This window comes from Hamadaea tsunoensis DSM 44101 (assembly GCF_000428945.1).
Lineage (GTDB): Bacteria > Actinomycetota > Actinomycetes > Mycobacteriales > Micromonosporaceae > Hamadaea > Hamadaea tsunoensis.
On sequence record NZ_AUAX01000004.1, the window covers coordinates 389497 to 408699 of the forward strand.

Below are 19203 nucleotides of genomic sequence, written 5' to 3' on the forward strand. Positions count from 1 at the left end.
CCCTACAGTCCCGCGAGAATCTGCCGCTCCCGCTCGCGGCTCAGGCGGGCGGTCAGCGTCGCCGGATCCAGCGCGGCGAGCGTCTCGCGTACCGTCTGCGCCAGCGGGCGCGGCGCCAATCCCGCCGCCTCCGCGGCCGCCGGGCTCGCGGTGTCCACCGCCGCCTCATCCGGATCCGTCGTCCACAGCGGCAGATCGTCCCCGGTCACACCCAACTCCTTCAGGTACGCGCTGGGCACCCATCGCAACGACGTCCCCGCCGGACCGACGGCCGCCACGATCGCGTCCAGCATCGCCCCGAACGTGAACGGCGGCGCCGGACTGACCGCGTGGAACGTCCCGCCGTCCACCCGACCCAACAGTCCGACGGTGAACGTGCCGAGGTCGCGTACGTCGATCAGCTGCATCGGCGTGTCCGGATCACCGGGTGCCAGCACCTCACCGCCGTCGGCGATCCGGCGTACCCAGTAGTCGAACCGGGCCAGCCGGTCGCGCGGTCCCACCACGTACGTCGGCCGCACCACCAGCGTCGACGGCCCGAACAACCGGTACGCCGCGCGCTCGCACGCGACCTTCAGCGGCCCGTACGTCACATCGGTCACCTCGTCCGGCACGGGCTCCGGCACCGCCAGGACCGGCGACGACTCGTCGAACCCGGGCGCGGCCGGCGGCGCGTACACCGACGTCGACGAGACGAACACGTACCGCGGCGACCCGTCCAGCGCCGCCGCCAACCGCTCCACCTGCACCGGCCGGTACGCGCACACGTCGATCACGGCATCGAACACCCGCCCCGACAGCACGCCGAGGTCCCCGTCCCGGTCGGCGAGGATGTGCTCCGCTTCCGGGAACTCCTGCGCCCCTGAGCTGCCCCTGTGCAGGAGCGCCACGTCGTGCCCGGCCGCCAGGGCGGCGTGGGTGATGTGCCAGCCGACGAAGCGCGTACCACCGATCATCAGAATCCGCATGGGAGCACATTATTGGATGATCTTGGTACGCGCTGGGGTAGCGGGGTAGTAGCCGCCGGTACGCCGCCCGCCGCGCTCATTTCGCGCTCCCGCGTCCGGCTCGCCGCGCGTTCCCGCCTTCATCGCGTCTCGGCATTAATTACTGGATTACCGATATTTGTAATTAGTTAATACCTGAACGGGCCGGAAACGTAGAGCCACTCTCATATTCTGCGTACATCATAATGACCGTTATGGTGCGCCCAGAAAATCAGCTGGAACCGGCGCCGTGAATTACCGAATACGGGCCCGGGAAGCCCGGCAGGACCACGCCCGGGGGACCCGAGAACCACCCCGCCGTCCGGCCGGACGGCTCCAGGCGCCTCTCCTGCCCTGCCGCATAGCCTCTGAACAGGCAAAACGCCCTGAGAAGCCGCGTGCGCCGCCGCGCTCCCGACCCGAGGGAAAACCCTAGGACCGATCCCAGGATCGCGAGATGATCCACTCCCGGCGAGGCGCCCGGGCGAACCACTCGATGCGGTCGACGTCGCCCGGCCGCAGTCCCCGTCGTGGATGCGGCCGGATGAGCAGCCCCATGCCCCGCTCGGTGAGCTCGCGGCGGACCGGCGCCTCGTCGGGGATCGCCGTGTCGTCCGTCCATACGAGCCGTCGGCCGGACGCGCGTACGCGGCGCGCCGCAGCGAGCTTCGCCGAGTCCGAGTCGCCGGCGAGCGCTTCCGCGTCCAGGGCGATGCCGAGCGGGGGCAGGCCGAAGAGTTGTTCGAGGGCGCCGGCGTCCGGGCACCAGGTCGTGCACCAGGCGACGTCGACGATGCCGGTCTCGTGGAGACGTCGGATGCGGGCGATCAGTCGCGGCGCCCAGCGCAGTGGATAGTCCTCGCCGTCGGAGTGGACGGTGCCGCGGGACAGGTCGGGTCCCCAGACCGGCCGGCGGGTGTTGATCACGCCGTCGACGTCGAGGAGCCAGACAGGTGGGCGCGGCATTCCGCCATCATGGCCGATCGGGGCCGTCCGGACCGCCGGTGAGGGCGTCCCGAACGTCAGACCAGCTCAAAAAGGGCCTCTGACCTGCATAAACGCCCTGAGATGGACGGAGAGCGCCGAACGGGCCTGACCGAGGGGTAACACCAGGGTCAAACCGGCATTTTGCTGTCTTCCGGGGCGGATCGGACGGCCGGTTGGCTGATGATCGTCACCTTCGGCGTACGCGGGAGGCCCCGGTCGGGTCCGAAGCGCTGTTCGAACCACCGGGTGAGGCGTACGCCGAGTCGTTGGCCGGGCAGCTCGACGAACCGGTACGACAGGTCGGCCAGCAGCAGGGTCGCGGCGGCGAGGCCGAGGACGGCCAGGACGGAGCGCGGGCCGGGTCCCCAGCCGAGGATGGTCGCGTCGAACGGCTGGAGGACCACGATGTGCAGCAGGTAGACCGAGTAGCTGATCCGGCCGAGCCAGCGCAGTACGCGGGTCGGCTGCCGGTGGCGTAGCAGGAAGCCGACCGCGAACGTGGCTGCGGCGAGCCAGAAGGTGGCGACCTGGATCTGCCAGTCCTTCGGGAAGTCCGGCCGCCACCGGTCGACGGTCCCGGCGATGGCCAGCGCGAAGAGTGCGATCGCGGCCGTCCGCCGGGAGATCTTCCCGTGGTGGGCGTGGTAGACGACCATGCCGCCGAACATGATCGATAACCAGAGGAGGAAGTTGGAGGTCGGCAGGTAGCTGATGATCGGCAGGGCCAGCGCGCCGAGGCCGAGGATGCCCGCGGGCAGGGCGAGCGTACGCCGGCCGGTGAGGAAGGCGGCCAGGACGGCGGCGAGCAGTGTGGCGACCACGAGGACGATGTCGCGGCGCAGGGCGGGGTCGTGGGTCAGGTAGTGCGCCGGGAGGGTCCAGCCGGCGGCGAGCGCGAGGCCGCACAGGGTGACGAGCCAGGTGGGGCTGAACCGGAGCAGTCCGGTGGCGGCCAGTCCGGAGCAGATCAGGTAGAACATCATCTCCATGGACAGGGTCCACAGCACGACGGTGTAGCCGCGTACGTTGAGGGTTTCCTGGAGCATGGTCAGGTGGGCGACGGCGGAGGTGGCCGCGTGGTCGGTCGCGTACGCCGGCAGGTGTGACTGGGTCGCGAGGGTGACGGCGGCCCAGAGGAGGATGCTGAGGGCCCAGGCCGGGTAGAGCCGGAAGACGCGGCCGATCCAGAAGCCGCGCAGGCTTTCCTTGCGTTCGAGCGACATGGGGATGACGTAGCCGCTGACGAAGAAGAACACGAGGACGCCGTAGAGCCCGATGTGCAGGTGGGACAGGGCGGGGTCGAGGACGGCGCCGAAGGCGCGCGGTTCGTAGTGGGAGAACAGGACGACGACGGCGGCGAATCCGCGTAAGGCGTCGAGCCAGCCGAGGCGGGACTGGGTGCGGGCCGGCTCGGTGGGCTGGGAGGCGGTCTTCAGCGGGCTTTGACCGGCACTGGTGGTGTCGGTCGCGGACGGGTGAGGCATCGCACATCCAGATCTCAGCTACGGCACACGAAATCCGCACACTACTGGACGCTTCGGGGTGTTTCCAGCGGGGCCGCTGTTTCGGCACGCCGAGGTGACGGCCGGTAGGGTCGGCGGGTGTGACGGTTCGTCTGGCGTTGGTGATTCTGGTGGATGCCGCTGGTCGCGTACTCGTGCAGTTGCGGGCGCCCGATGCGCGGGTGGCGCCGGGCCTGTGGTGTCTGCCGGGTGGGCATGTCGAGGCGGGTGAGACGCCGCTGGTGGCGGCGCGGCGGGAGCTGGCCGAGGAGACGGGCCTGGAACCTGAGGGCGACTTGCGTTTTGTGGATCATCATGTGTCGTCCGGTGTGGAGCGTTTCGTGTTCTGGGGCCGGACGTCGGCGGACGAGTCGCGGCTGGTGCCGGGTGAGGGTGCGGCGCTGGAGTTCGCGGCGTTGGAGGCGTCCACGTGGGACGGCCGGCCGTTCGTTCCGCAGGACGCGGACATCCTAGGAAGATTTCGTCCGGTGGAGCCGGCGGTGGTCGAGGTGCCGCAGTGGCAGGGTTCCGGTGCCCGCGAGCCGCGGCGCCTGGCGACCGGCGCGCGGCTCATGGCGCGGATGCTCACCGAACTCCCCCGCACCGTCGAGGTGACGGATCTGCCCGGTACGGCCCGCGCGGTACGCGCGCAGCTGCCGGGCGGGTACGCGGTCACGATCGGCGGGGACTGTTCGGTGGACCTCTCCCCCGTGGCCGCGGCGCGGGAGCGGTTCGGTGAGGATCTGGCGGTCGTGTGGTTCGACGCGCACGGGGATCTGAACACTCCGGAGTCCTCCCCGTCGGGCGCGTTCCACGGGATGGTGCTGCGGGCGCTGCTCGGTGAGGGGCCGGCGGGGCTGGTCGCGGGTACGCCGCTGACCCCGGATCAGATCACCCTCGTGGGTACGCGGTCGCTGGATCCCGAGGAGGAGCGGTTCATCCGCCGGCGCGGTATCCGGGTGCTGGGTCCGGGTGAGCCGGTGACCGTGGACCGGCCGGCCGTGTACGCGCACGTCGACCTGGACGTTCTGGATCCGTCGGCGTTCCCGCACGTCGGTTTTCCGGAGCCGGGCGGGCTGTCGGTCGCCCAGCTGACCGGGGCGCTGCGCGGGTTGCGGGAGCGCTCGGGGCTGGTGGGGGCGGCGGTCACGGAGTTCATGCCGGACTCCCCCGAGGTCGACCTTTCGGTGGTCCGGGCGGTTCTCGACGCGCTGTGACGGCCGGGGATGTCGAGAATCCGGTGCCGGCTCCGTCTCTGATGCGGGGACGCTCCCGTGGCGTCCGGCGAGGAGGGAGCCGACATGGCCAGGTATCTGCTGCTCAAGCATTACCGGGGTGGTCCGGCGCCGGCCGGCGGCGACGTGCCGATCGACCAGTGGACGCCTGAGGAGGTCGACGCGCATGTGCGGTACATGCGGGACTTCGCCGCGCGGCTGACGGACACCGGCGAGTTCGTCGACAGCCAGGCGCTGCTGCCGGAGGGCACGTTCGTCCGGTCCGACGGCCCGGGCCGGCCGCCGGTCACCGACGGTCCGTTCGCGGAGACGAAGGATCTGATCGCCGGGTGGATGGTGATCGACGTCGACAGCCGTGAGCGGGCGCTGGAGCTCGCGGGTGAGCTGTCGGCGGCGCCGGGTGCGGGCGGCGAGCCGGTACGCGAGTGGCTGGAGCTGCGCCCGTTCATGGCCTATCCCCCGGCTGTCACGGAATGACGGCGGGAGGGCGGCGGTGGACGAGGTCGCTCTGCGGACGCTGACGCCGACGGTGATCGCGGTTCTGGTACGCCGGGGCGCGGATTTCGACACGGCCGAGGACGCCGTCCAGGAGGCCTTGATCGAGGCGGTACGCGTCTGGCCGCGGGGCCGGCCGCGTGATCCGCGGGGCTGGCTGATCACGGTGGCGTGGCGCAAGTTCCTGGACACCACGCGGGCGGAGGCGTCGCGGCGGCAGCGGGAGGACGCCGTCCTCGCCGAGCCGCCCGCGCTGCCGGGTCCGGCGGTCGACGACACGCTGCGGCTGTATTTCCTGTGCGCGCATCCGTCGCTGACCCCGGCGTCGGCGGTTGCGTTGACGTTGCGCGCGGTCGCCGGGTTGAGTACGCGTCAGATCGCGACGGCGTACCTGGTGCCGGAGGCGACGATGGCGCAGCGGATCAGCCGGGCGAAGCGGATGGTGTCGGGGGTCCGGTTCAACCGGCCCGGTGACGTGGCCACGGTGTTGCGGGTGCTCTATCTGGTGTTCAACGAGGGCTACTCCGGTGCGGTCGACCTCGCCGCCGAGGCGATCCGGCTGGCCCGGCAGGTGGCGGTCATGACCCGCGACGAGGAGGCGGCGGGTCTGCTGGCGCTGATGCTGTTGCACCATGCGCGGCGGGCGGCGCGTACGGGGGTGGACGGGAGCCTGGTGCCGCTGGCCGAGCAGGACCGGGGCCGGTGGGACACGCGGCTGATCGCGGAGGGCGTCGAGGTGCTGCAGGCGGCGCTGGCCCGCGACCGGCTGGGCGAGTTCCAGGCGCAGGCGGCGATCGCGGCGTTGCACGCGGACGCCCGGACGGCGCGGGAGACCGACTGGGTCCAGATCGTCGAGTGGTACGACGAGCTGGTGCGGTTGACCGGCAGTCCGGTGGCGCGGCTCAACCGGGCGGTCGCGGTCGGGGCGGCCGACGGTCCGCGGGCGGGTCTGGCGGCGCTGGCCGGGCTCGATCCGGCGTTGCCGCGCCATACCGCGGCGCTGGCGTACCTGCATGAGCAGGCGGGGGACGTGGCGGTGGCGGCGCGGCTGTACGCGCGGGCCGCCCGGGTCGCGTCCAACCTTCTCGAACGCGACCATCTCACCCGGCAGGCCGCCCGTCTCAACGCTCGGCTGCGCGGGTGAGGTGATCGTGTCGGGTTCAGGCGGCCAGGAGCTGGTTGGCGCGTTCGGTGAGGGCGGTGAGGACCCGGGCGGTCGCGTCGAGGTCGTGCTCGTCGAGGTCGGCGAACAGGACGCGGGCGTTGGCGCCGATGGCCTCGCTGCGGTCGGCGTACCAGGTGCGGCCGTGGTCGGTCAGGCGGATCGTGTCCGGGGTGGTGTCGAGGTAGGCGCTGCTGGCGGCCAGGGACGCGTCGACGTCCGCGGCGGTGATCTTCAGGGCGTGGACGGCCAGGTCGGTGACGCGGGCCCGGTCGGTCTCTCCCCCGTTCAGCGCGGTCACGTTGATCAGGACCCACTCGTGGTAGCCGATGCCGGAGCCGGCCAGGGTGCGGTTGAGCAGGGCGCGGACGGCGTTCTCGGCTTCGCCGAGCATCCGGGGCGAGAAGGTGCTCATGGTGTTCCCCTTCGTGAAGAATCGTTTATGGCACTAACGTTAGAGCCCCGAACGATATTTCGGCAACGTTAGCGTCACCAACGATTGCGTTAGGATGATCACATGGAGCCGTCCCCGCCCGTCGCCGGCGACCTGCCGGAGCTGGTCCGCGACCTGCCCAGCTGGCTGCTCACCCAGACCGCCGCGTACGCGCACCGGCTCGTGGGCGACGGCCTGGCCGAGATCGGGGCGCGCCGCTACCACTACCGCGTCCTCGCCGCGCTCGCCGAGGACGGCCCGATGAGCCAGGCCGACCTGGGCCGCCGCGCCGGCATCCACCTGTCGGACATGGTCGCGACCGTCAACGAGCTGGCCGAGCAGGGCCACGTCGAACGGACCCCCGACCCGAAGGACCGCCGGCGCAACGTCATCACCCTCACCGGACCCGGCCAGCACCAGCTGCAGATCCTCGCCCACCGGGTGGCGAGGATCCAGGACGACCTGCTCGCCCCGCTCGCCCCCGCCGAGCGCGAGGTGCTCACCGACCTGCTGCGCCGGCTGCTGGCGTACCACCGCGACTGATTCAGGAGTACGCGTCATGCCCCTGCACCCCGAAACCGTCCCGTACGCCTCCGGCCGCCTCGACGTGGGCGACGGCCAGCACATCTACTGGGAGACGTGCGGCAACCCCGACGGGAAACCGGCCGTGGTGTTCCACGGCGGCCCCGGTTCGGGCTTCGGTCCGGGCTGGGCCCGGTACTTCGACCCGGACCTGTACCGGGTCGTGCTGTTCGACCAGCGCGGCTGCGGCCGCAGCACGCCGTGGGCCGGCGACCCCGCGACGGACATGTCGGTCAACACCACCCCCCACATGCTCGGCGACATCGAGCGGCTGCGCGAGCACCTCGGCATCGAGCGGTGGCTCGTCTTCGGCGGCTCGTGGGGCTCCACGCTCGGGCTCGCGTACGCGCAGGCGCACCCGGCGCGGGTCTCGGAGATGGTGCTGTTCAGCGTGGTCACCACGACCCGGCGGGAGGTCGAGTGGGTCACCCGGGACATGGGCCGGGTCTTCCCCGCCGAGTGGGCCCGGTTCCTCGCCGCGGTCCCTGAGGCTGAACGCGACGGGGACCTCGCCGCCGCGTACAACCGGATGCTGGAGGACGGCGACCCGGCGGTGCGCGAGCGGGCCGCGCGGGCCTGGTGCGACTGGGAGGACGTGCACGTGGCCGTGGCCTCGGCCGGGCGGATCGAGTCCGACCCGCGGTTCGCCGACCCGGGTTTCCGCTACCTGTTCGCGCGGATGGTGACCCACTACTGGAGCAACGCCGGCTTCCTGCTCGACGGGCAGCTGGTACGCGACGCCGACCGGCTCAACGACATCCCCGGCCTGCTGTGTACGGGCCGGATGGACGTCAGCGGCCCGGCCGACGTCGCGTGGCAGGTCGCGCAGCGCTGGACGGCGGCGGACCTGGTGATCGTCGGCGGGGCCGGCCACGGCGCGGGTTACGGCGGCATCTCCGACGTCGTCCTGGAGCGCCTCGACCGGTACGCGAAAGCGTGAATCACACACCGTGAGCGGGCACCGTGTCATTTCCCCGCAACTGCGGCGTCTGCTTGCATGAGAGTTCTGCCTGCGACGGTGAGGGGTGAAGCGCGATGGACCGGCGCAACCAGACGGAGAGCCGCGACGACGAGGCGTGGCCGCACGCGCTCGACCGGTGGATCTTCAGTGACGATCCGGTGACCGAGGAGCGGCTGTCGGCGGCGCTGGCCTCGTCGTCGCGCCTGGAGCCGGCCGCGGACTAGTCCACGAAGGCGATCTCGGCGGTCTGGCCCGCCTCCAGCAGGAAGTAGCCCAGGAACGTGACGCCGTCGGCCTGCGCGTCGAACTTGGCGACGCGGACGCCGGCGGGTTCGTGGAAGGTGTCGCCGGGACGCAGGACGGTCTCGGGTCCGCCCTCGATCTGGTAGACCGCCGAGCCGGTCTCGACGCTGCCGAACACCGGACCGTTGTGCACGTGCAGACCGGCGGCCTGGCCGGGGGCGATGGTGATCCGGCGTACCTCGACCCGGTCGGTGGCAAGCGGCGCGGGCAGCGTCTGGTCGAGGACGACGGTACGCGTGACAGAGCTGTCGGGGGTGCTCATGCGGTGCCTTTCCGGTGGGTGTGCAGAAGGGTGAGGATCCCGCCGACGGCGTCGTCGAAGGGGCCCTCGTCGCCGGCCGCCCGGGCGAGCACGTAACCGCCCTGCAGGGTGGCCACGATCGCGGCGGCCACGGCCGGGCTGTCGAGCCGGTCGTCGAACTCCCCCGCGGCCCGGCCCTCGTCCAGGACGCGGGCGAGGGCGACGCGTACCGCGGCGAGGGTCGCCTCGACCGGCGCGCGCAGTTCGGGATCGGCCATGACGTCGGGGTCCTGGGTCAGCCGGCCGACCGGGCAGCCGCGCAGGACCGGCCGTTCCCGTCGCAGGTACGCCTCGATCCGGTCGTAGGCGCTGCCCGGCGCCGTGAACTGGGCCTCGGCGGCCGCCCGCAGTTCCTCCCCGGTACGCGTGATCGCCGCCAGCGCCAGGTCGCGTTTGCCGGCGAAGTGGTGGTACATGCTGCCCTGGCCGGCGCCGGAGCGCTGCTGGATGGCTTTCGGGCTGGTGCCGACGTAGCCGCGTTCCCACAGCAGGGCACGCGTGGTCTCGATCAGGCTCTCGCGGGTGTCCACGCCAGCACTGTACATACCAATAGGTACAGAGGTCTAGCCCTGCCGCGACCGGCCGTAGAGGCGGGCCACCAGCCAGACGCCGAGCGCCGCGAGCACGACCTGGAAGACCAGCTCCCACCAGTCGATGCCCTTGGTGTCGGCCACCCCGAACGCCTGGGCGAGGGCCGTGCCGACGAGGGCCGCGACGATGCCGATCACGATGGTCAGCCAGATCGGGATCGCCTGCTTGCCCGGCACGACCAGGCGGCCGAGCGCGCCGATGATCAGACCCACGATGATCGCCGAGATGATGCCGCCGACACTCATTCCCGCTCCTTCCGTCCGCGTACCGCCGGTCGAGGTCCGCAGCGTCACGGTAAACCGCGGCGACCGGACATCACCGGCGAATGCCGAAGATCGGGTCGGGACGTATAACGCTCTACGCGAGCAGCAGCCAGGCCCCGTACGCCAGGCATCCCCCATTGACCAGGATCATCAGCCCGAGCCAGAACAGCGCCGGCACCCCGGTCACCGAGGCCAGCTGGGCCGGGTCGGAGCTGCGCAGCCGCCGCCCGCGCAGCTCGAACAGCGGCTTGACCCCGCCGATCAGCAGGAACCACACCCCGAGCGACGCGACGATCGTCTGCGTGTCGAAGGACGCGTACCGGGTGACGGCGTAGACGCCGGCGCCGACGACGAGCACGGCGAACAGGCCGAACCAGTTGCGGATCATCACCAGGACCAGGAAGAGCAGGACCAGGGTGATCCACAGCATCAGCGTGATCCGCCCGGCCGCCAGCGGGAACACCGCCGCCAGGCCGATCAGCGAGGGGGCCAGGTAGCCGGCCATCAGGGTCAGCACCATGCCCAGCCCGCGCGGCTTGCCGCGGGCCACCGTCAGCCCGGACGTGTCGGAGTGCAGCCGGATCCCGCGCAGCCGCCGGCCGGTCAGCACCGCCACGAGCGCGTGACCGCCCTCGTGCACGATCGTGATCATCGTGCGCGCGTACCGCCAGATCGCGGGCACGAACACGACCACCAGGGCGGCGACGGCGGTGGCGAGGGCGAGGGGGCGATCCATCCGGCGAACCTACACCGCCGGCGTTTACAACCGCCGGACGGCACAGTAGGGTCCTCTATAACGTTATATCTATCGATGCCGCTGGGTCGGAGCGGCGATGTCGAGGAGGCATCATGCTCCGTCGCACCGTCCTGCGCGGCAGCCTGGCCGTCGCCGGAGGTCTGGCCCTCGCGGGCACCGCGGTCACCGAGGCGTGGGCGGCCAGCCCCGTCGTACTCGTCGGCGACACCTCCAGCGGTGGCATCTACCACCCCTACCCCGCCGGCCTGACCCGCACCCCGTTCCTGAAGCTGCCCGCCGGGAGCGTACGCGCGAACGGCTGGCTCGCCCAGCAGCTCGGGCTCGACTCCAACGGCATCGCCGGGCAGTACGACCAGGTGTCGCACTTCCTCGTCTACGCCGACTGCGGCTGGGTCAACCCGGCCAAGGCCGGCTGGGAGGAACTGCCCTACTGGCTGCGGGGCCTGGCCGGGCTCGCCGCCGTCACCGGCGACGCCGGACTGCGCTCGAAGGTGAGCACCTGGGTCAACGGCATCGTGGCCACCCAGCAGTCCGACGGCTTCTTCGGACCGGCCTCGCTGCGTACGTCGCTGGGCGGCGGGCCCGACTTCTGGCCGTTCATGCCGCTGCTGCAGGCGCTGACGATCTACCAGGAGTACTCCGGCGACAGCCGGATCGTGCCGATGCTGACGAAGTTCCTCCAGTACCAGAACCAGTTCGGCGCCTCGGCGTTCAACCAGTCGTGGGGCTCGGTCCGCTGGGCGACCAACCTCTACAGCGTCTTCTGGCTGTACGCGCGTACCGGGGACGCGTTCCTGCTCAGCCTGGCCGACAAGATCCACCAGTACGCGAAGAACTACGTGAACAACCTGCCCAGCTACCACAACGTCGACCTCGCGCAGGGGTTCACCGAACCGGCACTGATGGCGTTGCGCGGCAACACCTCGCTGACCCAGGCGACCTACAACGACTACGCGAACATCCAGAACAACTGGGGCCAGTTCCCCGGCGGCGGATTCGCCGGCGACGAGAACATCCGCACCGACCAGCACGACCCCCGGCAGGGCTTCGAGACCTGCGGGATCGTCGAGTACATGCAGAGCTTCGAGACGATGACCCGGCTGACCGGCGACCCCGGCTGGGCCGACGGCTGCGAGAACCTCGCCTTCAACAGCCTGCCCGCCGCCCTGGAACCGGGCACGCACCGCGCGCTGCACTACATCACCAGCGCCAACAGCGTCCAGCTCGACAACCGGGCCAAGACCGCCGGCCAGTACCAGAACGGCTTCGCGATGCAGGCGTACCTGCTGGGCGTCGACCAGTACCGGTGCTGCCCGCACAACTACGGGCAGGGCTGGTCGTTCTTCACCGACAACCTGTGGCAGGCCACCGCCGACCGCGGCCTCGCCGTCACCATGTACGCGCCCAGTACCGTCAGCGCCCAGGCCGGCGCCGCGGCCGCGAACGTCACCATCACCACCGACACGACCTACCCGTTCACCGGCACGGTCACCCTGCGCGTCACGACCTCCGGTCCGATCTCCTTCCCCCTGTACGCGCGGATCCCCGGCTGGTGCGCCAACCCGTCGATCACCGTGAACGGGTCGGCCGTCGCGACCGGGGCCGGGGCGCGGTACACGGCGATCAACCGGACCTGGAACAACGGCGACACCGTCGTGCTGACCTTCCCGATGACCCCGAAGACGACGACGTGGACCGCGAACTCCGGCGCGGTGTCGGTGAGCAACGGGCCGCTGACCTACTCGCTGGCCGTCGACCAGAACTTCCTGCGCAGCAACGACCCGAACAGCGCCTGGCCCGAATACAGCGTGTACGCGACCTCGGCCTGGAACTACGGCCTGGTGCCCGGCGGCGCCCTGTCGGTGGTGAACACCGGCGCGACCGGCAACCCGTTCACCCCCGCCGGTACGCCGATCGCCCTGACCGCGCAGGCCAGGGCGATCCCGAACTGGCAGGCCGACCCGGAGAACGTCGTCACCACCCTGCAACCGAGCCCGGCCGCGACCAGCGAGCCGCAGCAGAGCGTCCGGCTGATCCCGATGGGGGCGGCCAGCCTGCGGATCACCGCGTTCCCGACCGTCGGCGGCAGCCGGACCTGGCAGCTGCCGAGCACCCCGTCGGCGTCCTACTGCTTCGGCGGCGACACGGTCACCGGGATCAACAGCGGCTACGACCCGTCGAGCTCCTACGATCAGTCCCACCGCCGCCTGACCTGGTGGGACCACCTCGGCACCGCCGAATGGGCCCAGCTGTCGTACGCGCTGCCGGTGACCGTCTCGACCGCCGGCGTCTACTGGTACGACGACACTGGCCACGGGTCGTGCCGCGTACCGGCGTCGTGGCACCTGGAGTACCTGACGAGCTCGGGCAGCTGGGCGGCGGTCGGGGGCGCTTCGGCGTACAACCGCAGCGTCAACGCGTACAACAACGTGTCCTTCACCGCGGTGACGACGACGGCGCTGCGGGTGGTCGTGCAGCTGCAGGCCGGAGTGTCGGGCGGGATCCTGCAGGTGGTGACCAACGCGAGCCCGGCCGCCGCCAAGGCCGGGGTCTGGTACCGCGTGCAGAACGCCAACAGCGGCAAGGTGCTCGGAGTGGCCGGGATGTCCACCGCGGACAGCGCGAACGTCGTGCAGTACGCCGACAACGGCTCCGCCGACCACCTGTGGCGCTTCGACCACCAGGGCGACAACTGGTACAAGATCGTCAACCAGAACAGCGGCCTGCTCCTCGCCGTCAGCGGCGCGTCCCGGCTCAACAGCGTCAACGTGCAGCAGTACCACGACAACGGGACCGGCGACCACCTGTGGACGCTCGTCGGCGACGGCGGCGGGTGGCTGCGCGTCCGCAACCTCAACAGCGGCCTGGTGCTCGGCGTGTCCGGGATGTCGACGGCCGACAGCGCGCAGGTCGTCCAGTTCGAGGACAACGGCACCGCCGACCACCGGTGGAAGCTGCTCTGACAGACCTTCACCCCCCGCCGCCGGGTGGCGCCCCGGCGGCGGAATGGCGCCCCGTGTCGCAGCGGGGCCGCCTGAAGATCCCGTTTGGATCATGTTTCGCACGTAATCTTGGCCCAAGATTCGGGTGATTTCCCTGATCCAAACGGGATCTTCGAGCTAGTCGGCGGCCAAGGCTTCGGTGGCGTGGTGGCCGGCGACGGTCGTGCGCCGCACGAAGTCCTGGATGGTCTGCAGCTGCTCGTCGCTGTAGTCGGCGAACAGTGTGTCCATGGCCGCGTTCATCCCGGCGAACAGCTCGAACAGCTCGCCGTTGCGGTCCTTGAGCGCGCGCAGCGACACCGCCCGCCGGTCGGGGCCGTCGGGGTCGCGTTCACGCGCGATCCAGCCGCCCTTCTCCAGGCGGTCGAGGATGCCGGTCATCGTCGCCGGGTGCAGGCCGGCCCGGCGGGCCAGCGCGCTCGGGCTCAACGGGCCGTGCCGGACGATGAGGTCGAGGCAGTCGAGGTCGACGTCCTTCAGCTCGGCGCGGACGCCCACGTGGTGGTTGAGCAACGACAGCTGCACGCTCAACTCGCGCAGGTTCTCCTTGATGTCGTTGGTCAGCCGCCGACGGCGCCGCGCGTCCGATCCCCCGGCCCGCACGCCAGACGATACGGAACTCATATGTTACGCTCCTCGTGTCGTATCTACGCCGTCAGCGTATCAGGAAGCCGTTATCCTTTCCCGGATGCAGCGCGTACCGCGGCTCGACGTCCCCGCCGCCCTCGACCGGATCGAGCAGGTCCACGGCGTCCGGCTCACGTTCGAGGGACCCTGCCCCGGCGGCGAGGTCGGCGCCGCCTACGTCCGCCACCCCGACGGCACCCGGGCCGTGCTGAGCTCCGGCAACCCCCGGTCCGCCCCGTTTCTCGCGATCGCGAAGGCGGCCGGACTGCCGGTCCCCGCGTACGGGCTGATCGTCGACAGCGGCCCGCACACCGTCATCGTCCAGGAACTGCTGCCGGGACGACCGCCGGAGCACCCCGACGCCGGGCTCGTCGCCCGGATGCTGGCCGTGCACGAGGGATTCGCCGGGCTCATGGCCGGTACGGGTGAACCGGTGACGCTGTACCTGCGTACCAGCGGGCCGGGGTTCTGCCTGCACGAGACCCTCGCCGGACACAGTCCGCGGACGCGCCGGCTGCTCGACCGGGTACGCGAGGTCGGCGAGGTGTACGACACCGCGTACGGCGACGATCTGGTGCACCTGGACTTCCACTGCGGCAACGTGCTGACCGAGGACGGCCGGCTGACCGGCATCGTGGACTGGGACGGGGCCGGGCGCGGCGACCGGGCGATCGACCTGATGACGCTGCGCTACGACCTCGCGCTGAAGGCACCGCACCTGACCGGGCCGGTCGACGAGCGGCTGGCGGCCGTCGGCGACCTGCCCCGGCTCGCGTACGCGATGCACATGGGCCTGCGCCTGGTGGACTGGAGCATCCGCCACCACGGACCGGCGGACGTCGACTTCTGGCTGGACGAGGCCGAGCGGTGGACGTGAGGCGTCCCGTCATGATCGTCGGTGTCGGCGGGCCCTGGTAGCGTGCGGGACCGTGGCTTACCCCGGATACCCCTCCAACAACGACCCACAGGAGCCCGCTTCTCCCTACGGTCCACCGCCGAGCTACCCGCCGGCGTACGGCGACGGCACCCAGCCCGCGGGCTACGGCACCCCGCCGCCCTACGGCACCGAGCAGCCGCCGCCGGCCCAGCCGCCGTACGGGCAGCCGGCCTACACCCCGCCGCCCACGTCGGCCCAGCCGGCATACGGTCAGCCCGCGTCGGGTCAGCCCGCCTACGGTCAGCCCGCGTCGGGTCAACCGGCTTACGGGCAGCCCGTCTACGGGCAGCCGCCGGTGTTCGGGCCCCCGGCGAAGCAGGGCACGAACGGCTTCGCGATCGCGTCGCTGATCTTCGGCATCCTCGGCGGCGTCCTGTTCGCCGTCATCTTCGGCATCGTCGCGCTCACCCAGATCCCCAAGCGCAACCAGGGCGGCAAGGGCCTGGCCATCACCGGCCTGGTCCTGTCCGTGGTGTGGCTGCTGGTCTGCGGCGGGGCCATCGCGATCGGCGCCCTGAGCGACAAGTCCACCGGCACCACCGGCAACGACGGCCTCACCACCTCGCAGACCAGCGACCTGAAGGTCGGCGACTGCGTCAACGGCATCAACGGCAAGGACGGCACCCAGTTCAGCCGCAACCCGCCGAAGGTCGCCTGCACCACGCCGCACGAGGGCGAGGTGTTCAAGGTGATCACCATGGCGGACGGCTCGTTCCCCGGCGACACCGAGGTGCAGAAGCAGAGCGAGGACGGCTGCGGCGGCGCGCTCGACAGCTACGCCCCCGCGGCCAAGACCGACAAGCTCGAGATCTACTTCCTGTACCCGACCCGGTCGAGCTGGCTGGGCGGTGACCGCGACATCACCTGCTTCGCGGTCAGCGAGGGCGACAAGATCGTCGGCCCGCTCAACGGCTGACCCCTTCCGCCGCGACAGAGGACGCATCCACCGGGTGCGTCCTCTGTCTACACTGCGGCTGTGGAGATCCGCCGAATCACCGACGCTTCGGCCGTCCGCGCCGCCGGGCACCTGTTCGACCAGGCCCCCGAACCGGCCGCGACCGCGCGCTTCCTCGCCGACGACCGCCACCACCTGCTGATCGCGTACCTGGACGGGCAGCCGGCCGGCATGGTCACCGGCGTCGAGATGACCCATCCCGACAAGGGCACCGAGATGTTCCTGTACGAACTCGGCGTCGACAAGGCGTACCGGCGGCGGGGTGTGGGCCGGGCCCTGGTCGGCGCGCTCGCCGACCTCGCCCGCGAACGCGGCTGCTACGGCCAGTGGGTGATCACCGACGAGGACAACGACGCCGCCCGCGCCACCTACGGCGGCAGCGGCGGCCGGCCCGCCGAACACCAGGTCGTCTACGGCTGGGACTTCTGAGGCATCCCCCGGGTCAGCGCGATCAGCGCGAGCGGGCCCAGCACGCCGACCACCAGGCTCACGATCTGCACGATCGCATCCACCCGGGGTACGCCCATCAGATGGTTCGCGTGGAAGATCAGATGAAACACCCCGAACACCAGGTACGCCGCCGCGGTCGTGCGGATCAGCAGCCGGTCCATCGTGTACGCCGACACCGCGAACAGCAGCGCCAGCGCGAGATTCAGGGCGCCGAAGTCCCGGATGAAATGCTCGTTGTACGCCGGCAGCCACGTCTCCCACGGGTGGCTCGGCAGCGGGAACGTGTCGTAGAACCGGCGCGGCCAGAACAGCGGCCATGTGCCGGTGGCGACCTGCTCCACCGCGCCGAACAGGAGCCCGAGGCGCAGCAGCACCATTTTCATGCCGGGCACTCTACTGGGGCTCATTCCGGCTTCGCCCCGGCGGCGACGAGGGCGCTCGTGGGCATCGCCAGCAGCCCGTCGTCGTCGAGATGCCGGCCGACCAGTTCCTCATAGGCCTCGCGGACCCGCCGGAACCGGTCGGCCGGCAGCGCGAGCAGCAGCGTCCCGAACGCGCCGAGCCCGTTGGCCGGCCCGCTCCACCAGTCCTGCGGATCCGTCCGGTGCACCCAGGCGACCTCGGTGCAGGACACCCCGGCGAGCCCGCCGCGTTCCAGCAGCCCGGTGAGGCCGTCCGGAGTCCGGGCGAAGTTCTTGCCGGCCTCGACACCCGGCAGGTCGCCCGGCCGCTCGACACCGGCCGCCGTCAGCGCCTCGCCCCACAGCCGCTGCAACGGCGGCTGCGGATGCGGCCACACGGAGACCGCGACCCGGCCGCCGGGGCGTACCACCCGGGTCAGGGCGGCGACCGCGGCCCGGGGATCACCGACGTGGTTGACGACGAAGTTCGCCACCGCCGCGTCGAACCGGCCGTCCTCGAACGGCAGGTCCGGCAGCACCGCGTGGCGCACGTCCGCCCCGGGCACGCGTACGCGGGTGGCGTCGAGCATGCTCGGCTCGGCGTCGACGGCGGTCACGATCGCGCCCCGCTCGACGGCCAGCGCGGCGACCGTGCCGACCCCGGTCCCGGCGTCGAGGACGCGTACCCCGTCGCCGACCGCGGCCGCGTCGAGCAGCGACCCGGCCGGATAGGCGCACAGGGTCGCGAACCCGCGCCGGTACGCCTCCGCCCGCCCCGCCCACTGCCGCCGCTCATGCTCGTCGAACGCCGTCGTCACGTGATCGCCCCCCGGTGTGCTCGCCCTCGCTGGATCTTGACTGACCGTACCGGGTGGCCGGCGGTCGATATCCTGCCCGGCATGGAGACCTCCGGCCGACCGGTCGCCCTGCGCGCCGCCGCCCTCGCCCGCGCCGTCGGCATCGAGACCGCCGGCGGCCGGTTCACGCCGCTGATCAGCGCCGGGACGCGCGTACCGTGCCGGACCGCGGCCACGTTCACGACCGCCGAGGACCACCAGCGGTTCATCAAGATCTCCGCGTACGCGGCGGACGGCGACTTCACCGCCGGCGGCGACGAACTCGGCCGGTTCGAGGTCGTGCTGGCCGACGCCGGGCCGGCCCGCGTACCGCAGATCCGGGTGTCGTTCGGAGTGGGCGAGGACGGCGCGTTCGCGATCGGCGCCTACGACGAGCACGGCCGCGCGCTGGACGTACGCCGACTTTGATCTTTTCGGGGGCTGGCCGGGGGCGGCCGGCGGTGCCAAGATCCGTGGCTGTGCTCTTCGACCTCTCGCCGGACGGCCGCGACGTGGCCGACCCGGTCGGCCGCTACCGGCCCACCCCGATGTACTGGCTGATCACCATCCTGCCGCTCGCCGCGATCCCGGCCGTCCTCCTGATCTTCCTGGTACGCGACGCCGACTGGATGCCGCCCGTGCAGCTCGGCTTTCTCTGCCTGGGTCTCGTCGGTTCCCTCAGCGGGTCGGCGTTGCACGTGCTGCACACCGCGCGCGAGATCACCGTGACCGAGCGGACCCTGCATTGGCGTACGCTGTCCGGCCGCGGGGCGGTGCCGCTGGACGCGCTGGTGGACGCCCGGTCGAGTTACCTGCTGAAGGTGATGAGGCTGCGTATCCGCGACGAGCGGACCCTGTGGCTCATTCCCTCGCTGGCGACTCGTCAGGTGCTGGAGCACCTGCGGTTCCTGCGCAAGGACCAGGGCGGCCTGGCCGTCGACTACCGGCTGTCGCAGACGAACTTCCTGCCGGCGCACACCTACCAGCGTTTGCGCTAGCCGAGGGCTTCGCGGATCGCGGCGGCCGCCTTCTCCGCGTCGTCGGGGGTCGCGTACTTGGTGCGGGGCCAGAAGAAGCCCTTGAGCCCGTCCCCTTTGGTCCGGGGGACGACGTGGGTGTGCAGATGCGGCACGCTCTGGCTGACGACGTTGTTGATCGCGACGAACGTGCCCTGCGCGTCCATCCCGGTACGCACGGCCGCCGACAACCGCTGCACGACCCCGAAGTACGCGCCGATCTGCTCGGCGGGCAGGTCCGGCAGGGTGACGACGTGCCGCCGCGGCGCGACCAGCACGTGCCCGGGAAACAGCGGCCGGATGTCGAGGAACGCGACGAGCAGGTCGTCGGCGTAGACGGTGACGGCGGGCTCGTCGCCGGCCGTGATCGCGCAGAACAGACAGGTAGCCATCTCGGTTTCGCAGCATAGCCGCCGGTGGG

General features: G+C 71.3%; 24 protein-coding genes. 12 read left to right on the forward strand and 12 right to left on the reverse strand.

All coding sequences use genetic code 11. The annotated features are described in order from the left end of the window. Window positions 1-2 precede the first annotated feature (2 nt). The 3 genes from G401_RS0109345 to G401_RS44570 form a co-directional block, all read right to left on the reverse strand. On the reverse strand, window positions 3-968 hold the full coding sequence (locus G401_RS0109345; RefSeq protein WP_027342289.1) for an NAD-dependent epimerase/dehydratase family protein: 966 nt from the start codon (window positions 966-968) through the stop codon (window positions 3-5). Between the two features lie 450 nt (window positions 969-1418). Continuing rightward, window positions 1419-1952, reverse strand: coding sequence for an HAD domain-containing protein (locus G401_RS44565; RefSeq protein WP_051366405.1), 534 nt, complete (start codon window positions 1950-1952; stop codon window positions 1419-1421). A 149-nt stretch (window positions 1953-2101) separates the two neighbouring features. Further along, window positions 2102-3457, reverse strand: coding sequence for an acyltransferase family protein (locus G401_RS44570; protein WP_051366406.1), 1356 nt, complete (start codon window positions 3455-3457; stop codon window positions 2102-2104). A gap of 119 nt (window positions 3458-3576) precedes the next feature. Between G401_RS44570 and G401_RS58265 the strand changes: the two genes are divergently transcribed. The 3 genes from G401_RS58265 to G401_RS0109370 all read left to right on the forward strand — a co-directional run bounded on the left by G401_RS58265 (window position 3577) and on the right by G401_RS0109370 (window position 6349). Next, the gene (locus G401_RS58265; RefSeq protein ID WP_084556983.1) at window positions 3577-4692 is read left to right on the forward strand and encodes an arginase family protein; all 1116 of its coding nucleotides are present in this window, start codon (window positions 3577-3579) and stop codon (window positions 4690-4692) included. A gap of 84 nt (window positions 4693-4776) precedes the next feature. Next, the gene (locus G401_RS0109365) at window positions 4777-5187 is read left to right on the forward strand and encodes a YciI family protein (RefSeq protein WP_027342291.1); all 411 of its coding nucleotides are present in this window, start codon (window positions 4777-4779) and stop codon (window positions 5185-5187) included. A gap of 16 nt (window positions 5188-5203) precedes the next feature. Continuing rightward, window positions 5204-6349: an RNA polymerase sigma factor gene (locus G401_RS0109370; RefSeq protein WP_027342292.1), complete on the forward strand. Its 1146-nt coding sequence runs from the start codon at window positions 5204-5206 to the stop codon at window positions 6347-6349. A 16-nt stretch (window positions 6350-6365) separates the two neighbouring features. On the opposite strand, the gene G401_RS0109375 is transcribed toward G401_RS0109370, so the two are convergent. After that, complete coding sequence (locus tag G401_RS0109375; RefSeq protein WP_027342293.1) at window positions 6366-6782, reverse strand: hypothetical protein; 417 nt, start codon at window positions 6780-6782, stop codon at window positions 6366-6368. A 102-nt stretch (window positions 6783-6884) separates the two neighbouring features. Here G401_RS0109375 and G401_RS0109380 point away from each other — a divergent pair, with 102 nt between their 5' ends. The 3 genes from G401_RS0109380 to G401_RS55705 all read left to right on the forward strand — a co-directional run bounded on the left by G401_RS0109380 (window position 6885) and on the right by G401_RS55705 (window position 8567). Beyond that, a complete protein-coding gene (locus tag G401_RS0109380; RefSeq protein WP_027342294.1) occupies window positions 6885-7343 on the forward strand; it encodes a MarR family winged helix-turn-helix transcriptional regulator in 459 nt (152 codons plus the stop codon). A 16-nt stretch (window positions 7344-7359) separates the two neighbouring features. Then, a complete protein-coding gene (pip, locus tag G401_RS0109385) occupies window positions 7360-8322 on the forward strand; it encodes a prolyl aminopeptidase (RefSeq protein ID WP_211240704.1) in 963 nt (320 codons plus the stop codon). A 95-nt stretch (window positions 8323-8417) separates the two neighbouring features. Then, window positions 8418-8567 carry a hypothetical protein gene (locus G401_RS55705; protein ID WP_157545514.1) on the forward strand — a complete coding sequence of 50 codons (150 nt, stop codon included), beginning with the start codon at window positions 8418-8420 and terminating at the stop codon, window positions 8565-8567. Here G401_RS55705 and G401_RS44575 read toward each other — a convergent pair. From G401_RS44575 to G401_RS44580, 4 genes are all read right to left on the reverse strand, one after another. Next, complete coding sequence (locus G401_RS44575) at window positions 8564-8908, reverse strand: cupin domain-containing protein (RefSeq protein WP_084556985.1); 345 nt, start codon at window positions 8906-8908, stop codon at window positions 8564-8566. The two genes, G401_RS55705 and G401_RS44575, sit on opposite strands and share 4 nt — an antisense overlap. Next, window positions 8905-9477 (reverse strand): TetR/AcrR family transcriptional regulator, encoded by a 573-nt coding sequence (locus tag G401_RS0109400; protein ID WP_027342296.1) that lies wholly within the window; start codon window positions 9475-9477, stop codon window positions 8905-8907. The genes G401_RS44575 and G401_RS0109400 overlap by 4 nt, the downstream gene beginning before the upstream one ends. A gap of 33 nt (window positions 9478-9510) precedes the next feature. Beyond that, window positions 9511-9783 carry a GlsB/YeaQ/YmgE family stress response membrane protein gene (locus G401_RS0109405; RefSeq protein ID WP_027342297.1) on the reverse strand — a complete coding sequence of 91 codons (273 nt, stop codon included), beginning with the start codon at window positions 9781-9783 and terminating at the stop codon, window positions 9511-9513. Between the two features lie 112 nt (window positions 9784-9895). Beyond that, on the reverse strand, window positions 9896-10537 hold the full coding sequence (locus tag G401_RS44580) for a M50 family metallopeptidase (RefSeq protein ID WP_051366407.1): 642 nt from the start codon (window positions 10535-10537) through the stop codon (window positions 9896-9898). A gap of 113 nt (window positions 10538-10650) precedes the next feature. On the opposite strand from G401_RS44580, the gene G401_RS0109415 reads away from it, so the two are divergent. Then, complete coding sequence (locus G401_RS0109415; RefSeq protein ID WP_027342298.1) at window positions 10651-13521, forward strand: beta-L-arabinofuranosidase domain-containing protein; 2871 nt, start codon at window positions 10651-10653, stop codon at window positions 13519-13521. Window positions 13522-13677: 156 nt separating this feature from the next. On the opposite strand, the gene G401_RS0109420 is transcribed toward G401_RS0109415, so the two are convergent. Then, window positions 13678-14163, reverse strand: coding sequence for a MarR family transcriptional regulator (locus G401_RS0109420; RefSeq protein ID WP_027342299.1), 486 nt, complete (start codon window positions 14161-14163; stop codon window positions 13678-13680). A gap of 85 nt (window positions 14164-14248) precedes the next feature. Between G401_RS0109420 and G401_RS0109425 the strand changes: the two genes are divergently transcribed. The 3 genes from G401_RS0109425 to G401_RS0109435 are packed head-to-tail and all read left to right on the forward strand — an operon-like array spanning window position 14249 to window position 16508. Then, complete coding sequence (locus G401_RS0109425) at window positions 14249-15064, forward strand: phosphotransferase enzyme family protein (RefSeq protein WP_034591046.1); 816 nt, start codon at window positions 14249-14251, stop codon at window positions 15062-15064. 52 nt (window positions 15065-15116) lie between these two features. Then, window positions 15117-16040, forward strand: a complete 924-nt coding sequence (locus G401_RS55710; RefSeq protein WP_051366409.1) for a DUF4190 domain-containing protein — start codon at window positions 15117-15119, stop codon at window positions 16038-16040. Window positions 16041-16100: 60 nt separating this feature from the next. Next, window positions 16101-16508 (forward strand): GNAT family N-acetyltransferase, encoded by a 408-nt coding sequence (locus G401_RS0109435; RefSeq protein WP_027342301.1) that lies wholly within the window; start codon window positions 16101-16103, stop codon window positions 16506-16508. On the opposite strand, the gene G401_RS0109440 is transcribed toward G401_RS0109435, so the two are convergent. Continuing rightward, window positions 16490-16912 (reverse strand): hypothetical protein, encoded by a 423-nt coding sequence (locus G401_RS0109440; protein WP_027342302.1) that lies wholly within the window; start codon window positions 16910-16912, stop codon window positions 16490-16492. The two genes, G401_RS0109435 and G401_RS0109440, sit on opposite strands and share 19 nt — an antisense overlap. A 20-nt stretch (window positions 16913-16932) precedes the next feature. After that, the gene (locus G401_RS0109445; protein ID WP_027342303.1) at window positions 16933-17748 is read right to left on the reverse strand and encodes a class I SAM-dependent methyltransferase; all 816 of its coding nucleotides are present in this window, start codon (window positions 17746-17748) and stop codon (window positions 16933-16935) included. A gap of 81 nt (window positions 17749-17829) precedes the next feature. Between G401_RS0109445 and G401_RS0109450 the strand changes: the two genes are divergently transcribed. Together G401_RS0109450 and G401_RS0109455 are read left to right on the forward strand one after the other, a co-directional pair. Then, on the forward strand, window positions 17830-18195 hold the full coding sequence (locus tag G401_RS0109450) for an Hsp70 family protein (RefSeq protein ID WP_027342304.1): 366 nt from the start codon (window positions 17830-17832) through the stop codon (window positions 18193-18195). 44 nt (window positions 18196-18239) lie between these two features. After that, complete coding sequence (locus G401_RS0109455; protein ID WP_157545516.1) at window positions 18240-18764, forward strand: hypothetical protein; 525 nt, start codon at window positions 18240-18242, stop codon at window positions 18762-18764. On the opposite strand, the gene G401_RS0109460 is transcribed toward G401_RS0109455, so the two are convergent. Continuing rightward, window positions 18761-19174 carry an HIT family protein gene (locus G401_RS0109460; RefSeq protein WP_027342306.1) on the reverse strand — a complete coding sequence of 138 codons (414 nt, stop codon included), beginning with the start codon at window positions 19172-19174 and terminating at the stop codon, window positions 18761-18763. The genes G401_RS0109455 and G401_RS0109460 overlap by 4 nt on opposite strands. Window positions 19175-19203: the final 29 nt, after the last annotated feature.